Raw genomic sequence first — 17307 nt, 5'->3', positions numbered from 1 at the left:
ATGTCGGTTTTAGAATTGGGTATCCCGTCTGGCGCGTGAAGCCGCGCCAGCCCATAGATCTCTTTCGCTATCACGAAGCGTTCTGTTGCCCTTCGAGTCCCTGATCGGGACTCGAAGATCGGTTCTGCTCGCTCCATCGAATTGAGCGACGTTTTCCGTGTGCAATGCACCTTCAGTCTTGGGCCGACATCATGTCGTTACCCCAATGACATACCGTCCGCCGCGAAAGCCATATCGACGCAGAACTTACAGGCCGACGGACTTCCAACGAAATCACGCCTTCCATGTCCGTCACCTTTCGGCACTGACCAGCGCAGTATTAGGCACCTGTTCCATATGGCATTTCTGCTGTCAATTTACCCTGGACGCTCGACGCCAAAAGATGGCGCAAATTGGATAATCTACAACGCAGCCGTCATATCTGGAGGCTGACCAACCACTTAAAATCCGGCCCTCCGGAGGCTTGGCTTTAAAGTGCCTTCTCGACGAGTCAGCCGGCTTGCCCGCCAGGAGAAATTGGCATCGAGGGTTGCCTCTACGCAAGGTACAGCTGTCTACGAGATCCTGTTTCTTCTATGCGAGATCAAGCAGGGCTTTGCCGAGTGAGGCGAGAGCATCGCTTGATTTCAATAGTCCAAGGAAGACCGTCCAGTGGCCTGAGAAGGAGGTCGATCTTCGCACTCGCCCAGGTCCGATGGAAGTTGCTCTGGGTTCCGGCCGGCGGCTGCGGCATCAACGTCTCGATCATAAATCCTTCCCAGCATCGCTTACCGGCCAAGCGCTCATATGCAGCATAGGGAGAATTGGATAAGCGCTAGACGACGGACGCGGCGGTGTCTCGCCTTTCATCCATTCATTGCAAAAAGATTTTTTCAAGTTGGGCGACGGGTTTCGTTCGATTGCTCGTTTAACCAACAAAAGCTCTGACGAGGATCCTGAATGACAAGGCTCATTGAGGTTGGAGCACATGATGTCCGATACTGGAGAGTGAGAATGGTTGCACTATCAAACATGCTCATGAACCGAAGTCGCAGATGGTCAGGTCCACTGCGCAGCACCGGCTCCTCATCAGTTTGCCAATCGGCAGCAACGTCACAGTAGCCTGGGGTCGAGCGTCTTGTCGGAACGATGACTCTCTTCAAGGACTGTCTGATATGTCAGCAATATTGAATCGCCGCGACGTCTGCTTCGGTCTCTCTGCTTTGGCTGTCGGTACGGTCAAACCCAAATTCGTTTTTGCTGAGGAGAAGGCAAACGCGAATGGCACCTCGACGGCTTACTTGTATTTCTCTCAGCAGATTGACGACAAATCCACCCTTGAGTTGACCGGAGGACTGATCAATCTAAGATCTCAAGGTTATAAGACAATATATCTTATGATAAATTCTGCCGGTGGGGATATATCGTCAGGAATATCATTGTATCATTTGTTATGCTCACTGGATGTAACAATTAATACATATGCGATTTCCAACGTTGAATCCGCAGCAATTCTTCTATTTTTGGCTGGAAAAGAGCGAGTTGCAAATAAAGAATCTATTTTTGCATTTCACTCGGGTCGATGGAGTTTCAATAACGAAAAACTTACCCCAGACGAAATTAACGAGAGATATACCGCGCTCCAAAACGACGACGATCGAATGAAGGAAATATATAAGGAGCGGCTTTCAATCAGCGACAAGCAATATGACGATCTTTTGGGCTCGCAACTTCGATTTGTAAGGGCACCGGAGGCATTGAATATCGGCCTGGCAACACGGATTGGCGAGATAGGCATGCAACCGCATGACGGCCTTTATTTTGTTCAGTCCTCCGCCGGCAAGTAGCTTTTGGTAAAATATCTATCGTTCAGCGACTGCATGAATGAGGCCGCTTTCGCTCGGCCGGCGTCAAGGCGTACATTTCAAAAGTGCTGATTCACATGGTTTTCAGCGCTCTCGAACGACACGGATCAGGGTCGTTCGGATACGTCGCGACGATGATCTGGCTACGATGAGCGCCGATCCGGTTTAGAACCTCATTCCGCAGCATCAGCCATTGGTGATGCGTGCGAGGACGCGATCGAGCGCTGCCGTCAGCGCCATCATGCCGCCATCGCGATCGAAGTCGGACAGAACCTGTTCGTTGAGGCCGCCCTTCGTCGCGAACTCGCGGCTCATATCCTCAAACGAAATCTCGCTGGACTTGAGCGCGGTCTGCGAGAGGCTGGCGAAAAGCGGCGCCACGTAAGCGCGCGCCGTCCGCTCCGGCATTCCCTTTTCAGCGAGCCAGCGTGTGGCGCGATCCATGATGCCGAAATATGTTGCCATCATCGCGCTCGCTGCCGCCAGCAGGTCATATTCCTCTTTGGTGTTGCATTCGACGGCGGTTCCCAGGGAAGAGAATAGCGAAGCGACGTCGCGGTCCGGCGGATAGATTGCGGTCACGCCATCGCGCTCGGCAACGAACGGCAGGGGAACCGCCTGCGTCAGGCGAACGTCGCGACCGATCCATTCGATAAGCGTTCCGCGATCCACGGCGGCAATCACGCTCACCACCACCTGGCCTTCGGGGAAGCTCAGAGCCCTCACGACATCCTCGGCGACCTGCGGCCGGATTGCCAGGAACAGAATTTCGGAGGCATCGACGACCGTCTGATTATCGGCGGCAATTCGCACTGCCGGAAACTTTGCCGCCAGTCTTGCCGCAACATCGGCATTGCGAGGCGAGATGATGACTTCGCTGGCAAGGGGCGACCCCGTCAGCATGCCGGTCACCATCGCCTCGGTGATCGCGCCTGTTCCGACAAAACCGATTTTCATGGTTGGTATCCTGGTTATTGCGCTGCGCGCAGCGGACCGAGCGTGACGTCGGTCGCATAGTTTTCCCGCATGAAGTTGATGAAATTGTCCTGGAATTGGCGCGTGTGAGCATGGGCGAGTTCGTCGGCAAGATCGACGTTCTTTGCCTTGATGGCGTCGAGCATGAGCTGGTGCTCGTCGGTCAGTAGATAGCCTTCATGCGTGCGTTCCAGATACTCGAAATGCAGATGGAGCATACGCTGGCCCTGGTTGAGAAGCCGCTCGTAGAACGATGTCAGATACGGGTTTTTGCCGGCGTCGGCGATTGCCATATGGAATTGCTTATTCGCTTCCGACATCTGCAGATGGTTGCCGGTGCGGACGGCCGCCTCGAATTCCTTCTGCCGACGAGCAATGGTTTTCAGATCGGCGTCGGTGCGCAGGGCCGCCGCAAGACGCGTATTCATGCGCTGGGCAATATCGAGCGCTTCCACATATTTCGGGAAGGTGGCGACCTCGATCGGCGCGACAATCGTGCTGCGGTTCGACAGCGTCACGACCAGATCCTCGCCGGCAAGGCGGATCAACGCCTCGCGGACCGGAGAGCGTGACATGTCGAAGCGTTCTGCAAGGGTCGTCTCGTCGAGGAGCTGGCCGGGCTGCAGGGTGAGCGCAAGAATCTCGTTCCTCAGCGTGTCATAGACGCTTTTCCAGCCAGTTCCCCTGGCGCGTTTCACTTCCGCTTCGTCAGACACCTAAGCCCCTTTCAAATTTTCCGCCGCCATAGGGCCAGAAAAACCGTGTGCCAGCAATGTAATTTTTCCGCTTGACTTTGTCGACACGTAGACGACATAAATTCACCAGTCGACACGTAGCCGACAAAAACACAAAGATTGGCCCAAGCCGACGAGTGGAACCCGCGCTTCGCGCACAGCAAAAGAGGAATGCCGATGCTTTCGAAGATGATGACGTCCGCCTTGCGGACGCTGCCCGCGCTTGCCCTGATGACAGGCCTGTCCGCCACCTCCGCATTAGCCCAGTCTGCCGAGGGTTACTGGCAAGGTGTCCAGAAGGCCGGCGCCTTGCGTTGCGGCGCGGCAGTTGCACCGCCCTATGTGATGCGCGACCCGGCGACCGGCGAGTATTCCGGCTTCTTCGCCGATCTCTGCCGGGAATTCGCGGATGCTTTGAAGGTGAAGCCGGAATTTGTGGATACCACCTGGGACAACATCGTCGCCGGCCTCCAAGCAGGGAAATGGGACGTTTCGCTCGCGCTCAACCGGACGCCCGCCCGCGCCATGGCGGTACAGTTCTCGATCCCGGCGATGGAATACCAGATCTCGCTTGCCTATAATAAGAACAACCCGAAGATCCCGGCGGGAGCCACTTCTGTCGCGGATATCGATAAGGAAGGCGTGACGCTTGCGGTCATGTCCGGAACGGCACAGGACAAGGCGATCTCGGCCGCGGTGAAAACTGCCACGATCCTGCGTCTTCCCGGCAATGATGAGACCCGTCTGGCCGTCGTCTCGAAGCGGGCGGATATCCTTGTCGACGCCTCCGACACCAATCAGCTTTTTACGCAGTCCAATCCGGACTGGGCAGTTGCGATGAACCCGACGCCGGCGCTCGCCAAGCAGGGCGTCGCATTCGGCTTGCCGCATCAATTGTCGGCGGCCGATGTCGAAGTCCTGAACATCTTCCTTGAAGAGAAGGTTGCGACTGGCGAAGTCGATGCACTGATCCGCAAAGCGGTCGACGAGGTCCTGAAGGGCGCAAAATAACCTTCGCTGGAGCCGGGCGGATGTGCCTGCCCGGCTTCTCTACCAGCCTCTACATCCGAGATCGGCCATGACGATGTCCTTCAGCCTTCCCCTTGTTAAAATGCAGAGCCTTCACAAGAGCTATGGACCGCATGTCCAGGTGCTCAAGGGGCTCGACATCGAAATGAAGCCGGGCGAACGGGTTGTCGTCATCGGCCCGAGCGGCGGTGGCAAAAGTACGCTTCTGCGGGTCATGATGGGCCTCGAGAAGATCGACAGCGGATCGATCACCTTCGGCGGCAAGCCTTACATTTCGTCTGAGGGCCTGAACAAGAAAACCGTCATCGACACGGAAGTGCGCCGTTCGATCGGCATGGTGTTCCAGCACTATACTTTGTTTCCGCATTTGAACGTCATCCAGAACCTGATCCTCGCGCCGCGCAAGGTGACGGGAGAGAAAAAGTCCAGCGCGATCCAAAGGGCACAGGTTCTTCTTGAGCGCTTCGGTCTTGCCGCAAAGGCAAATGCTTTTCCAGCACAACTCTCCGGTGGCCAGAAGCAGCGCGTGGCGATCGCGCGTGCTCTGATGCTCGATCCGAAGCTGATGCTGTTCGATGAAGTGACCTCCGCGCTCGATCCCGAACTGGTGGCCGAAGTGGAGCAGGTCATCCTGCAGCTCGCCAGGCAGGACATGCCGATGATGATCGTCACCCATGACATGTGGTTCGCAAAGAACATCGCCTCGCGCGTCATCTTCTGCGCCGGCGGTGTCGTGGTGGAGGACGGCCCGCCGGAGCAGGTTCTCGGCGCTCCCAAAGAAGAGCGGACCCGTGAATTCATCGACCGCGTTTTCCACATTCGGCAATAGGAGGTCGGCGTGAACTATTCCTTCGACTTCAACTCCATTTCCTTCGGCCCGCTTTTGAAGGGGCTTGTCGTCACGCTCGAATTGACGATTGCCGCCAACGTGATCGGGCTCACCTTCGGGTTCCTGCTCGCGCTCCTGATCATGAGCCGCATTGCCGTCATCCGGCTGCCGGCCATGCTCTTTGTCGAGTTCTTCCGCTGTACGCCGGCGATCGTGCAGATCGTCTGGTTCTTCTACTGCGTTCCCATGCTCTTCAACGTCTTCCTCGGATCGATGACGATGGGCATTCTCGCACTTGGTCTCAATCTCATGGCGTTCAACGCGGAGGCCTATCGCGGGGCGATCCAGGCGGTGCCGCGAGAGCAGCTGGACGCGGGCATCGCGCTTGGCCTCAATCCGTTGCAACGGATCCTCTACATCGTTCTTCCGACCGCCTTTCGCGCTGCCATACCCGTGCTGCTGACGAACGGCATCGTCATCTTCCAACAGAGTGCGCTGGTCGCCATCGTCGCCGTCCAGGACCTCATGTATCAGGGCAAGTCGCTTGCCACCGAGACCTACAGGCCAATCGAGACGTTCACGGTGGTGGCGCTCATCTACTTCGCCGTCTCTTTCCCTGTAACGCAGATCGTCGGCTTTCTCGAACGCCGTCGCCAGCTTTTGATGAGCTAGGGAGAAGCAAAATGGCACTCGATTTTTCCGTCATTCTCCGTTTCCAGAATGCACTGGCCCTCGGGCTCTGGATGACTATCAAGCTGACGCTGATCTGCATCGTCCTCGGATGCACGCTCGGCTTTCTGATAGGATTGGCCAGAACCTCCCGCAGTGTCTTGCTGCGCGGCATCTCCAGCGTCTACGTCGAATTTTTTCGCGGGACCCCGGTGCTGATCCAGCTTTTCTGGATCTTTTTCTGCCTGCCGCTGGTTCTCGGCGTCGAGCTTTCCAACCTGACATCGGGTGTGATTGCACTGACCCTCTACATGGGGGCGATCACCAGCGAGACGTTCCGCGCATCGCTGAAGTCGGTTGGCCCGGAACAATTGGATGCCTGCGTTGCGCTCGGCCTTTCCCGCCGCGTGCAGGTGACCAATATCGTGCTGCCGCAGGCAGTGCTTCGCGCGATCCCGACGCTGCTGTCGAACTGCGTCAGCCTGTTCAAGGAAAGCGCGCTCGTCTCCGCCGTCGGCATGGCCGACCTGATGTTCGTCGGCCAGAACATCTCGAACAACACGGCCCGGCCGGTCGAAGTGCTGACCATCGTCGCACTCATCTATTTCTTCATCGCGTTTCCATTGACCCGCGCTGTCTCGCTGATCGAGCGCCGCATCCTCGCCAAACTGGCGATCTGACACCATTCCATTCTTGAAAAGGAGATACCCATGAAACTGAAAGGCGTCATGCCTGCGCTCGTCACCCCGTTCGATGCGGACGGCAAGATCGACTTCAAGGCGCTTGAGAAGCATATGGTGGGCCTGAGAGCAGCAGGAGCGACGGGCTGGGTGCCTTGCGGTTCGACCGGCGAGTACTTCTCGATGTCCAACAGGGAGCGGGAAGATGTGCTGAAGTTCGTCAAGGATTTCGCCAATAAGGACGAAGTCCTGATTGCCGGCACCAACGCCCCGGCGACCCGCGAAGTGATCGAGAACACGGCCCATGCCAAGGAGATCGGCTACGACATCGTCCTGTTGGCGACGCCCTTCTATACCCGCCCGACGCAGGAGGAGCTTCTGAAGCATTACCGCGCGGTTCTCGATGCCGTGGATGTCAGTCTCATCCTTTATAATTACCCGCCTAAGGATGGCATCGAGATTTCCTTTGAACTGATGGACGCACTGGCCGACCATCCGCGTGTTATCGGCATCAAGGAAAGCTCTGGCATTCTGCAGCGCGCCGTCGACATCCACTCGCGCTACAAGGGCCGCATCGACCTGATCTCCGGATCGGACGATATCGCGCTCGACTTCATGTTCTGGGGCGCCGATTGCTGGATCTGCGGGCCCGCAAACTGCATGGCTAAGGCCTGCTGCGATCTGGACCGTACCTTCCGCTCCGGCGATCTCGTCAAGGCGCGCGAGCAGATGACGGTTCTCTATCGGGCCATGAACATTCTCGAGAGTGGCAAATTCGTGCAGAAGATCAAGTATGGCTGCGAGCTCCTGGGCACGCCGGTCGGCGAATGCCGCGCGCCGCTTGGTCCCTTGACCGACGAGGAAAAGGCCGAGTTCAGGGCAGCGATGGAACCGATCCTGAATTGGTAAGCCACTAGGCGCCAGGCAACCCTGCGCTGTTTACCCGCTTTGAGGATATGTCATGTCTGACATCGCTGTCGTCGGCGCCGGCATCATCGGCGTCACCATTGCGTTCGAACTGCAGCGACGTGGACGCAATGTCATCCTGATCGACAAGGACGCGCCCGGAAAGGGCGCGTCCTATGGCAACATGGCGAGCATCGCGGTCACCGAGTTCATGCCGGCCTCGCGCCCGTCAGTCTGGGCACAGATGCCGAAATGGCTTCTCGATCCGGAAGGCCCGGTGCGGATCCGCCCGTCCTATTTGCCGAAGCTGGCACCCTGGTTTCTCCGGTTTCTGGAAGCGAGCCGCCCGTCTAGGGTGCGCGAGCTGGAGGCCGCCGGCGCCGTGCTCTGCAAGCGTGTCTACGAGGATCTCGATCCTCTGCTGCAGGCGGCGGGGCTGACGGACATGCTGAGTGCTGAAGGCTGCCTCAGCCTCTACGCCGACGACGCCGAGTTCAAGGCGGATCGCGAGCATATCGAGGTGCTCGAGCGCTTCGGCTTCCGCCACGAAATCCTCGACGGGAATGCCATTCGCGATCTGGAACCGGCGCTGACCACGAAGATCGGACGCGCGGTGCTTTTTCCGGACAACCGTTCCGTCAAGGATCCATATCGGCTCGTGGTCGCTCTCAGTGAGCGGTTCCTCGCGATGGGCGGCAGCATCGAGCAGGGGGAGGTGGTCGGCTTCAATCGGGCGGGCGATGCTGTCGCCGGTATTCGCCTGAGGGATGGAAGGGCGATCAATGCGGCGGAGGTTATTCTTTGTGCAGGCGCCTACACAGGACGATTGTCCGGGCTGCTCGGCGAACCGATCCCGCTCGAAACCGAACGCGGCTATCACACGCAGATCATGGCCCCCGGTGTTTCGATGCGCCATTCCATCATCTGGCCGGCCCGCGCATTCATGGTGACGCCGACAGCCGGCGGAATTCGTGTCGGGGGAACTGTTGAGATGGCCGGGCTCGATGCGCCTCCCGACTATCGCCGTGCCAAGGTGCTGGTGAAGCGAGCCAGGGAAGCTTTGCCGGAGCTGAGGTCGGAGGCGGCGACGGAATGGATGGGGCATCGCCCGGCCCTTCCGGACACGGTCCCTGTCATCGGTCCCTCTGCCAGACATCGCGGCGTCTTCTACGCTACCGGCCACGGACATCTGGGCCTGACCTATGCCGCGACGACGGGACGACTGATCGCCGACCTCGTCACCGGCGCAAAGCCACCGATCGATCTGACCCCGTATCGCGTCGATCGCTTCTAACGCGGCGCGGGCGGCACCACGAAACAGCATTGGAGTGAAGATGCGTAGCGAACTTTACATAGACGGCAAATGGCTGAAGCCGGCGAAGGGCGGAACCTTCGACGTCGTCAATCCGGCCACCGAAGAGGTCATTCACAAGGCGCCCGCGGCAACGGCCGAGGATGTCGATCTCGCGGTGACCGCCGCACGCCGGGCCTTCGACAAGGACGGCTGGCCAAAGCTCTCCGGTGCTGAGCGTGCCGTCTACCTGCGGGCGATAGCCAACGGCATCCGCCGGCGGCAGACGGAGATTGCCCGCCTGGAAGTCATCGACAACGGCAAGCCTTTTCCGGAGGCCGATTGGGACGTTGCCGACGCGGCCGGATGCTTCGATTTCTATGCCGGCCTTGCCGAACAACTGGACAATGATCGGGAGGAATTGATCGTTCTTCCGGATGCAAGGTTCACCTCCAAGGCGGTCAGGGAGCCGATCGGTGTTGCCGGGGCGATCATTCCCTGGAACTACCCGCTGCTGATGGCGGCGTGGAAGGTGGCGCCGGTGCTTGCCGCCGGCTGCACGGTGGTTCTGAAGCCCGCGGAGCAGACGCCCCTCTCGGCGCTTGAACTTGCCGCGATCGCCGATGAGGCAAAGCTCCCAGCGGGCGTGCTCAATGTTTTGACGGGTATGGGTCCGGTCGCCGGTCAGGCAATCATCGATCACAAGGGCATCGACAAGCTCGCCTTCACCGGCTCCGGCCCGGTCGGCTCCAAAATCATGGCGGCGGCGGCCCGAGACATCAAGTGTGTCAGCCTCGAACTCGGCGGCAAGTCTCCATTCGTGGTCTTCGAAGACGCCGATATCGAAGAGGCCGTCGAATGGATCATGTTCGGCATATTCTGGAACCAGGGACAGGTCTGCTCGGCGACATCGCGTGTGCTGGTCCAGGACCGGATCTACGCCAAGCTCCTGCAGCGCCTGGTGGAGCAGACGAAGAAGATCACGATCGGCAACGGTCTGGACGAAGGCATCCTGCTTGGGCCGCTGGTCTCGAAGCGCCAATATGATCAGGTGCTCGGTGCTGTCGAAAGGGCAAGATCAGCCGGTGCGACGATCGTTTGCGGCGGCCGCCGCCCTGAAGGTTTCGACAAGGGCTATTATGTCGAGCCGACCATCCTGACGAATGTTCCGCTGGATAGCGACGCCTGGCGCGAGGAGATCTTCGGGCCTGTCGTCAGCATCCGGCCGTTTTCGACCGAGGAAGAAGCTGTCGCGCTTGCCAATGACTCGCGCTTCGGTCTGGCTGCGGCGGTGATGTCCCGGGATGAAGTCCGGGCCGAGCGCGTCGCTGCGGCATACCGGGCAGGGATCGTCTGGATCAATTGCTCGCAACCGACCTTCACCGAGGCGCCATGGGGCGGCTACAAGGAGTCCGGCATCGGCCGCGAGCTCGGCCGCTGGGGGCTCGAAAACTATCTTGAGACGAAACAGATCACCCGGTTCGTCGGCGAAGAGCCGTGGGGTTGGTACATCAAGCCTTCGGAGACGGCGCGATGAACTGGGAGCGTTCCATCGACCTCATGCAGGTCCACTGCCAGGGCGAGATCGGCAAGGTCATCGTCGGCGGTGCGCCCGAGATCCCCGGCGCGACGATGCTCAACAAGATGAACCACATCAACAGTGTCGACGATAGCCTGCGGCGTTTCGTGACCTTCGAACCGCGCGCCAGCGTGGCGATGTCGGTCAATCTGCTGGTCGAGCCGACGCGCGCCGATGCCGATGCTGGCTTCATCGTTCTCCAGGCCGACCGCGCTCACCCGATGTCGGGAAGCAACTGCATTTGCGTTGTGACGGCGCTGCTTGAGAGCGGCTGCATTCCGATGCTGGAGCCGGAAACGACTGTCCGGCTCGATACGCCAGCCGGGCTTATCGTCGCCCGCGCGGTGTGCAGCGATGGCCGCTGCGTGTCGGTGAGCCTCGATAACGTGCCGAGCTTTGCCGAGCATCTCGATCATCCCGTCGATACGCCCCGTTGGGGCCGGATCAGGGCCGATATCGCCTTCGGCGGCGTCTATTACGGCATCATCGATGTCGAGCAGATCAGGATGGAGATCGCGCCCACAAACGCCCGCCACCTTGCGGAGGCGGGCATAGAGCTGAAGTCGCTTCTTGCCGAGCAGGTGAAGGTCAGACATCCGACACTGACCGGCATCGATGAGATTGCCTACGTCATGTTCAGGGGGCGTGAGCCGGATGGGGCGGTTCGGACCTGCACGACGCTGAAGCCCGGCCGGGTCGATCGTTCACCATGCGGGACAGGGAGCTCGGCCAATCTTGCCACGCTTTTGGCGCGCGGTGAAATCTCGGTGGGCGACCGGCGTATCTCCCGGTCCATTATTGGTGGCGAGTTCATCGCCGAGGCGATCGGCGAGACCGACGTCGGAGGACACAGGGCCGTACTTCCGCGCATCACGGGGCAAGGTTGGGTCTACGGACGCGAGCAACTTCGCCTGTCCGACGAGGATCCATTCAAAGGCGGTTTTGCTCTGTCCGATAGCTGGGGGCCGCAGGTGGGTGAATTGGGTTGAGGGAGGATAGGATGTCTGCATTCGAGAAACCGCTGTCGGGCCAGAACGTTCTCGTGACTGGCGCGTCGGGTGGAATCGGCGCCGCGATCGTGGAACGTCTGGCCAGTGAGGGCGCTCGCCCGATCATCCATTACGGGCGCGACCGCAATGCTGCGGACGCTTTGCTGGACCGCATCGGCGGGCAGGGCGCGCTGGTCCGGGCTGATCTTTCCAATCCCACGGGGGCGTTCGATCTCTGGCGGACGTCCGCCGAGAAGGTCGGGCGGATCCATGCTCTGATCAAGAATGCCGGGATTAGAACCGAGATAGCGATCGATTCCGATATCGATCTCTGGCGGTCTGCCTGGCAGCGGGAATTCCAGGTCAACGTCTTTGCCGCCGCCGACCTATGTCGGGAGGCCGTCAAACATTTTAAAAGCGAAGGCGGCGGGCGCATCGTCAACATGGCAAGCCGAGCCGGACAGCGCGGCTATGCCGCCGAGGCAATGCCCTACGGCGCCACAAAAGCGGCGCTCGTCAACCTGACGAAATCCATTGCCCGCAGCTTTGGCGGCGACGATGTCGTTGCCGTGGCGATCGCGCCCGGCTGGGTCGAGACGGAGATGGCCGAACAGTTCGTCGCTCAGTTCGGCAAGCAGGCGGCCGTGTCGGACATCCCGATCGGCGAGATGGCGCAGCCATCCGAAATCGCCGAACTCGTTGCATTCGCCCTGCGTCCGTCGCAGCGATCGCTCAATGGCGCGACGCTGGACGTGAATGGCGGCAGCTATATCCGTTGAATATTGTGGGAGTGAGAGAATGAAGCGTTTCGAACATAAGGTGGCAATCGTAACGGGCGGTGGCGGTGGAATTGGATCGGCGATCGCTCGGAGGCTCGCGGACGAAGGCGCCCTCGTCGTCGTCTCCGATATGAATGAAGCGGCGGCAACCGAGGTCGCGGGAGGCATCGGGGCGAGCGGCGGTTCAGCCCTCGCGCTCGCGGCTGACATCTCCGACAAAGACGCCTGCTTCGCCCTTGTCGAAAAGGCCTTCTCAGAGCGGAAGCGCATCGACATCCTGGTCAACAATGCCGGCATCAATCGCCGCGGCAATCTTCTGTCCTTGAGCGACGACGACTGGCACGCGAGTTTTGCGGTCAATCTGGATTCGATGTTCCATCTGTGCCGGGCAGTCCTGCCGCATATGATCGATGGCGGCGGCGGAGCGATCGTGAACACCGCCTCGCAATGGGGGCTCCATCCCGCGCCGAACCATATCGCCTACAACACGACAAAGGCCGCCGTCGCCGCCTTCACCCAGAACCTGGCGCGGGACTACGCCGCCCAGAAAGTCCGCGTCAACGCCGTCTGCCCCGGCGAGATCCATACGCCGATGCTTGAGGCCGGCGTGAAACGCGCGGGGCGAACCATCGCCGACCTCGACAGGCTCGTGCCGTTCGGGCGCATCGGCAAGCCGGAGGAAGTCGCCGCCCTCGTTGCGTTCCTGGCGTCGGACGAGGCGGCGTTCATGTGTGGCTCTCTGGTGGAGATTACCGGCGCGCAGGCCGTCGCCTAGAGTGCTGCGGAATTGTGGTTTTCATAGACCGGCAATCCGGCGCAGATCATCGATCGCGCCAGGCGCCGCGGCCAGAACGACCGAACCCTTAGTCAATCTTTCGCCTTCGGTCGGGAAGGGGTGATACCAGCCGCCGGCCTCTTTCACGAGGCAGTATCCGGCCATGCAATCCCAGGCATGCATATAGGGCTCGTAGTAGCCGACGAGACGGCCGGCGGCGACATAGGCCAGCATCAGGGCGCCGGAACCGTTGCGGATGAAATTGCCGCCTGCTTCCAGCAGATGTTCGACCATTTTCCCAACAAAGGCCGGCGTGACGTAGTTGTTGGCGCCGATCCCCGTCACAGCGTTGCGAATGTTGCGAGCGGCGTCTAGCGTGAGCGTCTTGCTGTTCAGGGTCGCGCCCATGCCGAGTGCGGCGGCATAGAGTTCATTGTGGCACGGCGCGGCGATGACGCCGATGACGGGGACGCCGTCATGTAGCAATGCGATGGAGACGCACCAGTTTGGCATGCCATTGACAAAGGGGCTTGTGCCATCGATGGGATCGATGACCCAGGTGAAGCCGGAGGTGCCGGTCTCCAACCCATATTCCTCGCCCAGGATGCCGTCGTTGGGATAGGTCTCGTGAAACCGGTTGCGAATGAGGTTTTCGACATCCCGGTCAGCGATCGACACCACGTCCTGCGGGTCACGCTTGGTTTCGATGATCAGCGTTTCGCGGCGGTTGAAATAGTCGAGCGCCAGCGCTCCCGCTTCGCGCCCAACCTCTTTTGCCCGCGCAAGACGCGCTTCCAGGCCGGCGACAACATGCTCTGTCATGCAAGTTCCTCTTTAGAAATGGCAGCTCTCAACCGCCGATGATGGCGATCCCGCGATCCTTGAAGCGGATTGCAACGTCAGTCGAAGGCTCAAACGGTGTCTCCACCGCGGGATCGACGACGAAGAGCGTGCCGCTGTTGATTTTGACTTCATATTCCACATGATCGCCGAGATAGGCGGCATGGGTGATCCGGCCGTTAAACGAGCTTTCCGGTGCGTAGGGAGCCAAGGTTACGGCATTGGGGCGGATCGCCAGTTGCGCCGGACCCATGCGGAGATTGCGGCCGGGCACGCGATGCTCGAGGCCCTCGATATTGATGGTGGCGCGGCCGTCTTCGATGCCGATGATGTCACAGGGCACGACATTGGCCTCCCCCATGAAGTCCGCGATGAAGGCGGATGCCGGCGTGTCATACAGTTCCCGCGGTGTGCCTTGCTGGGCAATCTTGCCTTCCTTCATGATGATGATGCGATCGGAAACGGCGAGAGCCTCGTCCTGATCATGGGTAACGTAGACCGCGGTGAAGCCGAGGCGCTGCTGCAACTCGCGGATCTCGGTGCGGACGCGCCGGCGCAGGCGGGCGTCAAGGTTGGAGAGCGGCTCGTCGAGAAGCAGCACCTGCGGTTCCAGCACAAGCGCGCGGGCGACCGCGACGCGCTGCTGCTGGCCGCCGGATAGCTCTGCGGGAAGGCGCTGCCCCATTCCGGCAAGGCCCACAAGCTTGAGCCCGTCCTCAGCCCGCTCGCGCGCTTCCTTGCGCTTGATGCCCGAGGATTCCAGCCCGTAGGCGACATTGTCCAACGCCGTCATATGCGGAAAGAGCGCGTAGGACTGAAAGACCATCGACACATCGCGCTCGTTGGCCGGCAGCATGGTGACGTCCTTGCCGCCGATCAGGATGCGGCCCGCGGAGGGATGTTCGAGGCCTGCGAGCATGCGCAGCGTCGTCGTCTTGCCGCAACCCGAAGGGCCAAGCAGCGTCACGAGAGTACCCGGCTCGATGGTCAGGGACAGGTCCGGTATGGCGGTGAATGCCCCGAAAGTCTTGGCGACGTTCTCAAAGACAACAGAGCCGGGGGAGTTCGTGTTCATGCGGTTTTCTCCTGACGGATAGCTGCGGACGATACGGCGGTCGCTGTGGTCGCAACACGGTTCTCGCGCCGCAGACGCCGTTCGCCGACCAGAAGCTGGAAGCTTGCGATAATGGCGATCATCACGACGATGAGTGCGGAGGAGTAGGCGATGGCAACGCCGTATTCGCCGTTTTCAACGAGCCCGACGATATAAGCGGTCGACATGTTGTATTGCGCGCTGACCAGGAAGATGACCGCGCTGATCGAGGTAATTGCCCGCACGAAAGAATAGACCAGCGCGGCGGTAATCGCCGGTCGCAACAACGGCAGGATCACTTTCCGGATCGTCCGGAAACTGTCCGCGCCGAGCGTTAGCGACGCTTCATCCAGGCTCTTGTCGAGCTGGCTCATGGCCGCGACGCCACCGCGCACGCCGACGGGCATGTTCCGGAAAACGAAGCAGGCAACCAGGATCAGTGCCGTTCCCGTCATCTCCAGCGGCGGCAGATTGAAGGCCATGATGTAGCTGATGCCGATGACTGTGCCGGGGATGGCAAAGCTCATCATCAGTGCGAATTCGAAGAGGTTGCGGCCGACGAATTTCTGGCGGACGATCAGATAGGCCGTGAGCAGGCCGACGGCTGCCGTCAGCGGCGCGGAGATCAAAGCGATTTCCATCGTCGTCCAGAAGGAGTTCCAGGCAACGCCAGTCCAGGCGAGACCGCCGTCGTCGCGCCAGCCGATCGAGAACGCCTTGACGTAGTGCTGGATCGTCAAGCTGTTATCCAGACCCCAGGTTCGCACGAAACCGCCGAAGAGGATCATCGTGTAGACGATGACGGTGAAGAGCATCCAGGGGATGACGATCGCATGGACCGCGATGGAGAGGCCGCGGGGCAGCGCGATATGGGCACCGGAATCGCCCTTGCCAGTGACTGTTGCGAAGCTCTTGCCCGACAGCCAGAAGCGTTGGGCGATGAAGGCCGACATGGTGAAGAACAGCAGGATCATGGCCAGGACGGCTGCCCGCGACGGATCGTTCTGCGAGCCGACAACAGCAAAGAATATTTCCGTCGACAGCACGCCATGGCTGCCGCCGAGGACCATGGGATTGCCGAAGTCGGCCATGCTCTCGATGAAGCCGATCAGGAAGGCGTTTGCGAGACCGGGCTTCATCAACGGCAGGGAGACGCGCCAGAACGTGCGCCAGCGATTGGCCCTGAGTGTTTGCGATGCCTCCTCCATGGACGGGCTGACGCCCTCGACGACGCCGATTAGGACAAGGAAGGAGATCGGAGTGAAGGACAGGACCTGCGCGATCCAGATGCCGGTCAGGCCGTAGAGCCAACGGCCAGGTTCCATTCCGAAGACCGAGGCGAGGGTTTGCGTGACGACACCGGCGCGCCCGAAAAGCAAGGTGAGGGCAAGACCGACAACGAAGGGCGGCGTGATGATGGGAAGGATCGTCAGGAGCCGAAGCCCCTTCTTGAACGGAAAACGGGTCCGCGTCGCGACCAGCGCGAAGCAAAGACCCAGCAAGGTCGAGCCGGTGGCCGTCATGATCGCGAGCCAGAGGGTACGCCAGGCAACGCCGCAGCGGTCGCCGCCGACGAGGCAACTCAAGCTCCATACCGAGGGATCCTGGATGTTGGTGATGAAGCCATCCGGGTTGAACGATCCATCGAAAGCCTGGAAAGCGCCGACGAACATGCTGCCGACCGGGTAGAAAACGAAGATCGCGACCAGGATAATCAGCATAGCAATCGCGCTGACGACGAAGGCATCGCCCTTCATGACGCCGCGTTCAGCAAGGCCAAAAGAGAACAGCAGGACGAAGACGATGCCGGTGAGGACGGCGCCCGCGCCCATCGGCGGCTGTCCATCCGCAAGGGCACCGAACAGCGTCTCACTGATCGTCCAGCTCCAGCCGGAGGCGACGATTGCCAGGCCCTGCAGCGTCAGAAAGAAAATACCGAGGCCTCCCGCCCAGGCAAGCAACGCACCGCGGCGCATCGGATTGGAAAGGAAGCGCGCGACGCCGCCAAGCAGAAGCAGCACGACGGCTGCCGCGAGCCACCATCGGCCGTGCTGGGCGATTTCCAATAGTCCGGGTGCTGTGGAGGGGTCGCCCGGAAAACTGGAAAGCCAGCCAAAGCCAAAGAAGCCGCCTTCTATCCGATACCATGGGAGTAGTATCAGGGCGGCTATGCCGAGGAGAAGCACGATATCCAGCCGGCGATTGCTTTTGGTCATGGTTGGATTCCGCGTCCCGTTCGGTGTCCGTTGGAATTGACGCCGGCCGGAGGAGTTTCGCTCCGGCCGCGCAAATGGT

General features: G+C 60.2%; 16 protein-coding genes. 11 read left to right on the top strand and 5 right to left on the bottom strand.

Going from position 1 to position 17307, the window contains the following annotated elements; translation table 11 throughout:
- Positions 1 to 1154 precede the first annotated feature (1154 nt).
- Positions 1155 to 1826 carry an ATP-dependent Clp protease proteolytic subunit gene (locus tag AC1RO0_RS14110; protein WP_498593519.1) on the top strand — a complete coding sequence of 224 codons (672 nt, stop codon included), beginning with the start codon at positions 1155 to 1157 and terminating at the stop codon, positions 1824 to 1826.
- Between the two features lie 204 nt (positions 1827 to 2030).
- Here the strand turns inward: AC1RO0_RS14110 and AC1RO0_RS14105 are convergent, their stop codons facing one another.
- Together AC1RO0_RS14105 and AC1RO0_RS14100 are read right to left on the bottom strand one after the other, a co-directional pair.
- Positions 2031 to 2801, bottom strand: a complete 771-nt coding sequence (locus AC1RO0_RS14105) for a pyrroline-5-carboxylate reductase (RefSeq protein ID WP_498593518.1) — start codon at positions 2799 to 2801, stop codon at positions 2031 to 2033.
- A 14-nt stretch (positions 2802 to 2815) separates the two neighbouring features.
- Positions 2816 to 3535, bottom strand: coding sequence for a GntR family transcriptional regulator (locus AC1RO0_RS14100; protein WP_246965300.1), 720 nt, complete (start codon positions 3533 to 3535; stop codon positions 2816 to 2818).
- 195 nt (positions 3536 to 3730) lie between these two features.
- On the opposite strand from AC1RO0_RS14100, the gene AC1RO0_RS14095 reads away from it, so the two are divergent.
- From AC1RO0_RS14095 to AC1RO0_RS14050, 10 genes are all read left to right on the top strand, one after another.
- A complete protein-coding gene (locus tag AC1RO0_RS14095) occupies positions 3731 to 4564 on the top strand; it encodes a substrate-binding periplasmic protein (RefSeq protein ID WP_498593517.1) in 834 nt (277 codons plus the stop codon).
- A 67-nt stretch (positions 4565 to 4631) separates the two neighbouring features.
- A complete protein-coding gene (locus AC1RO0_RS14090) occupies positions 4632 to 5411 on the top strand; it encodes an amino acid ABC transporter ATP-binding protein (RefSeq protein ID WP_498593516.1) in 780 nt (259 codons plus the stop codon).
- A 9-nt stretch (positions 5412 to 5420) separates the two neighbouring features.
- A complete protein-coding gene (locus AC1RO0_RS14085; protein WP_498593515.1) occupies positions 5421 to 6083 on the top strand; it encodes an amino acid ABC transporter permease in 663 nt (220 codons plus the stop codon).
- A gap of 11 nt (positions 6084 to 6094) precedes the next feature.
- Positions 6095 to 6760: an amino acid ABC transporter permease gene (locus AC1RO0_RS14080; protein WP_498593514.1), complete on the top strand. Its 666-nt coding sequence runs from the start codon at positions 6095 to 6097 to the stop codon at positions 6758 to 6760.
- 30 nt (positions 6761 to 6790) lie between these two features.
- Complete coding sequence (dapA, locus tag AC1RO0_RS14075) at positions 6791 to 7669, top strand: 4-hydroxy-tetrahydrodipicolinate synthase (RefSeq protein WP_498593513.1); 879 nt, start codon at positions 6791 to 6793, stop codon at positions 7667 to 7669.
- A 52-nt stretch (positions 7670 to 7721) separates the two neighbouring features.
- Positions 7722 to 8960, top strand: coding sequence for an NAD(P)/FAD-dependent oxidoreductase (locus tag AC1RO0_RS14070; protein ID WP_498593512.1), 1239 nt, complete (start codon positions 7722 to 7724; stop codon positions 8958 to 8960).
- A gap of 40 nt (positions 8961 to 9000) precedes the next feature.
- Positions 9001 to 10494, top strand: coding sequence for an aldehyde dehydrogenase family protein (locus AC1RO0_RS14065; protein ID WP_498593511.1), 1494 nt, complete (start codon positions 9001 to 9003; stop codon positions 10492 to 10494).
- Positions 10491 to 11525: a proline racemase family protein gene (locus tag AC1RO0_RS14060; RefSeq protein ID WP_498593510.1), complete on the top strand. Its 1035-nt coding sequence runs from the start codon at positions 10491 to 10493 to the stop codon at positions 11523 to 11525. Before AC1RO0_RS14065 ends, AC1RO0_RS14060 begins: the two co-directional genes overlap by 4 nt.
- A gap of 11 nt (positions 11526 to 11536) precedes the next feature.
- Positions 11537 to 12304, top strand: a complete 768-nt coding sequence (locus AC1RO0_RS14055) for an SDR family NAD(P)-dependent oxidoreductase (protein WP_498593509.1) — start codon at positions 11537 to 11539, stop codon at positions 12302 to 12304.
- A 19-nt stretch (positions 12305 to 12323) separates the two neighbouring features.
- Positions 12324 to 13079: an SDR family NAD(P)-dependent oxidoreductase gene (locus AC1RO0_RS14050; protein WP_498593508.1), complete on the top strand. Its 756-nt coding sequence runs from the start codon at positions 12324 to 12326 to the stop codon at positions 13077 to 13079.
- Between the two features lie 21 nt (positions 13080 to 13100).
- Here the strand turns inward: AC1RO0_RS14050 and AC1RO0_RS14045 are convergent, their stop codons facing one another.
- The 3 genes from AC1RO0_RS14045 to AC1RO0_RS14035 are packed head-to-tail and all read right to left on the bottom strand — an operon-like array spanning position 13101 to position 17228.
- Entirely contained in the window at positions 13101 to 13901 is an 801-nt protein-coding gene (locus tag AC1RO0_RS14045; protein ID WP_498593507.1) for an inositol monophosphatase family protein, read from the bottom strand.
- A gap of 28 nt (positions 13902 to 13929) precedes the next feature.
- Entirely contained in the window at positions 13930 to 14994 is a 1065-nt protein-coding gene (locus AC1RO0_RS14040; RefSeq protein WP_498593506.1) for an ABC transporter ATP-binding protein, read from the bottom strand.
- On the bottom strand, positions 14991 to 17228 hold the full coding sequence (locus tag AC1RO0_RS14035; protein ID WP_498593505.1) for an ABC transporter permease: 2238 nt from the start codon (positions 17226 to 17228) through the stop codon (positions 14991 to 14993). The genes AC1RO0_RS14040 and AC1RO0_RS14035 overlap by 4 nt, the downstream gene beginning before the upstream one ends.
- Positions 17229 to 17307: the final 79 nt, after the last annotated feature.

The organism is Rhizobium sp. GW821-FHT14E12, from assembly GCF_058803745.1.
This window is presented reverse-complemented; position numbering and strand designations above follow the sequence as displayed.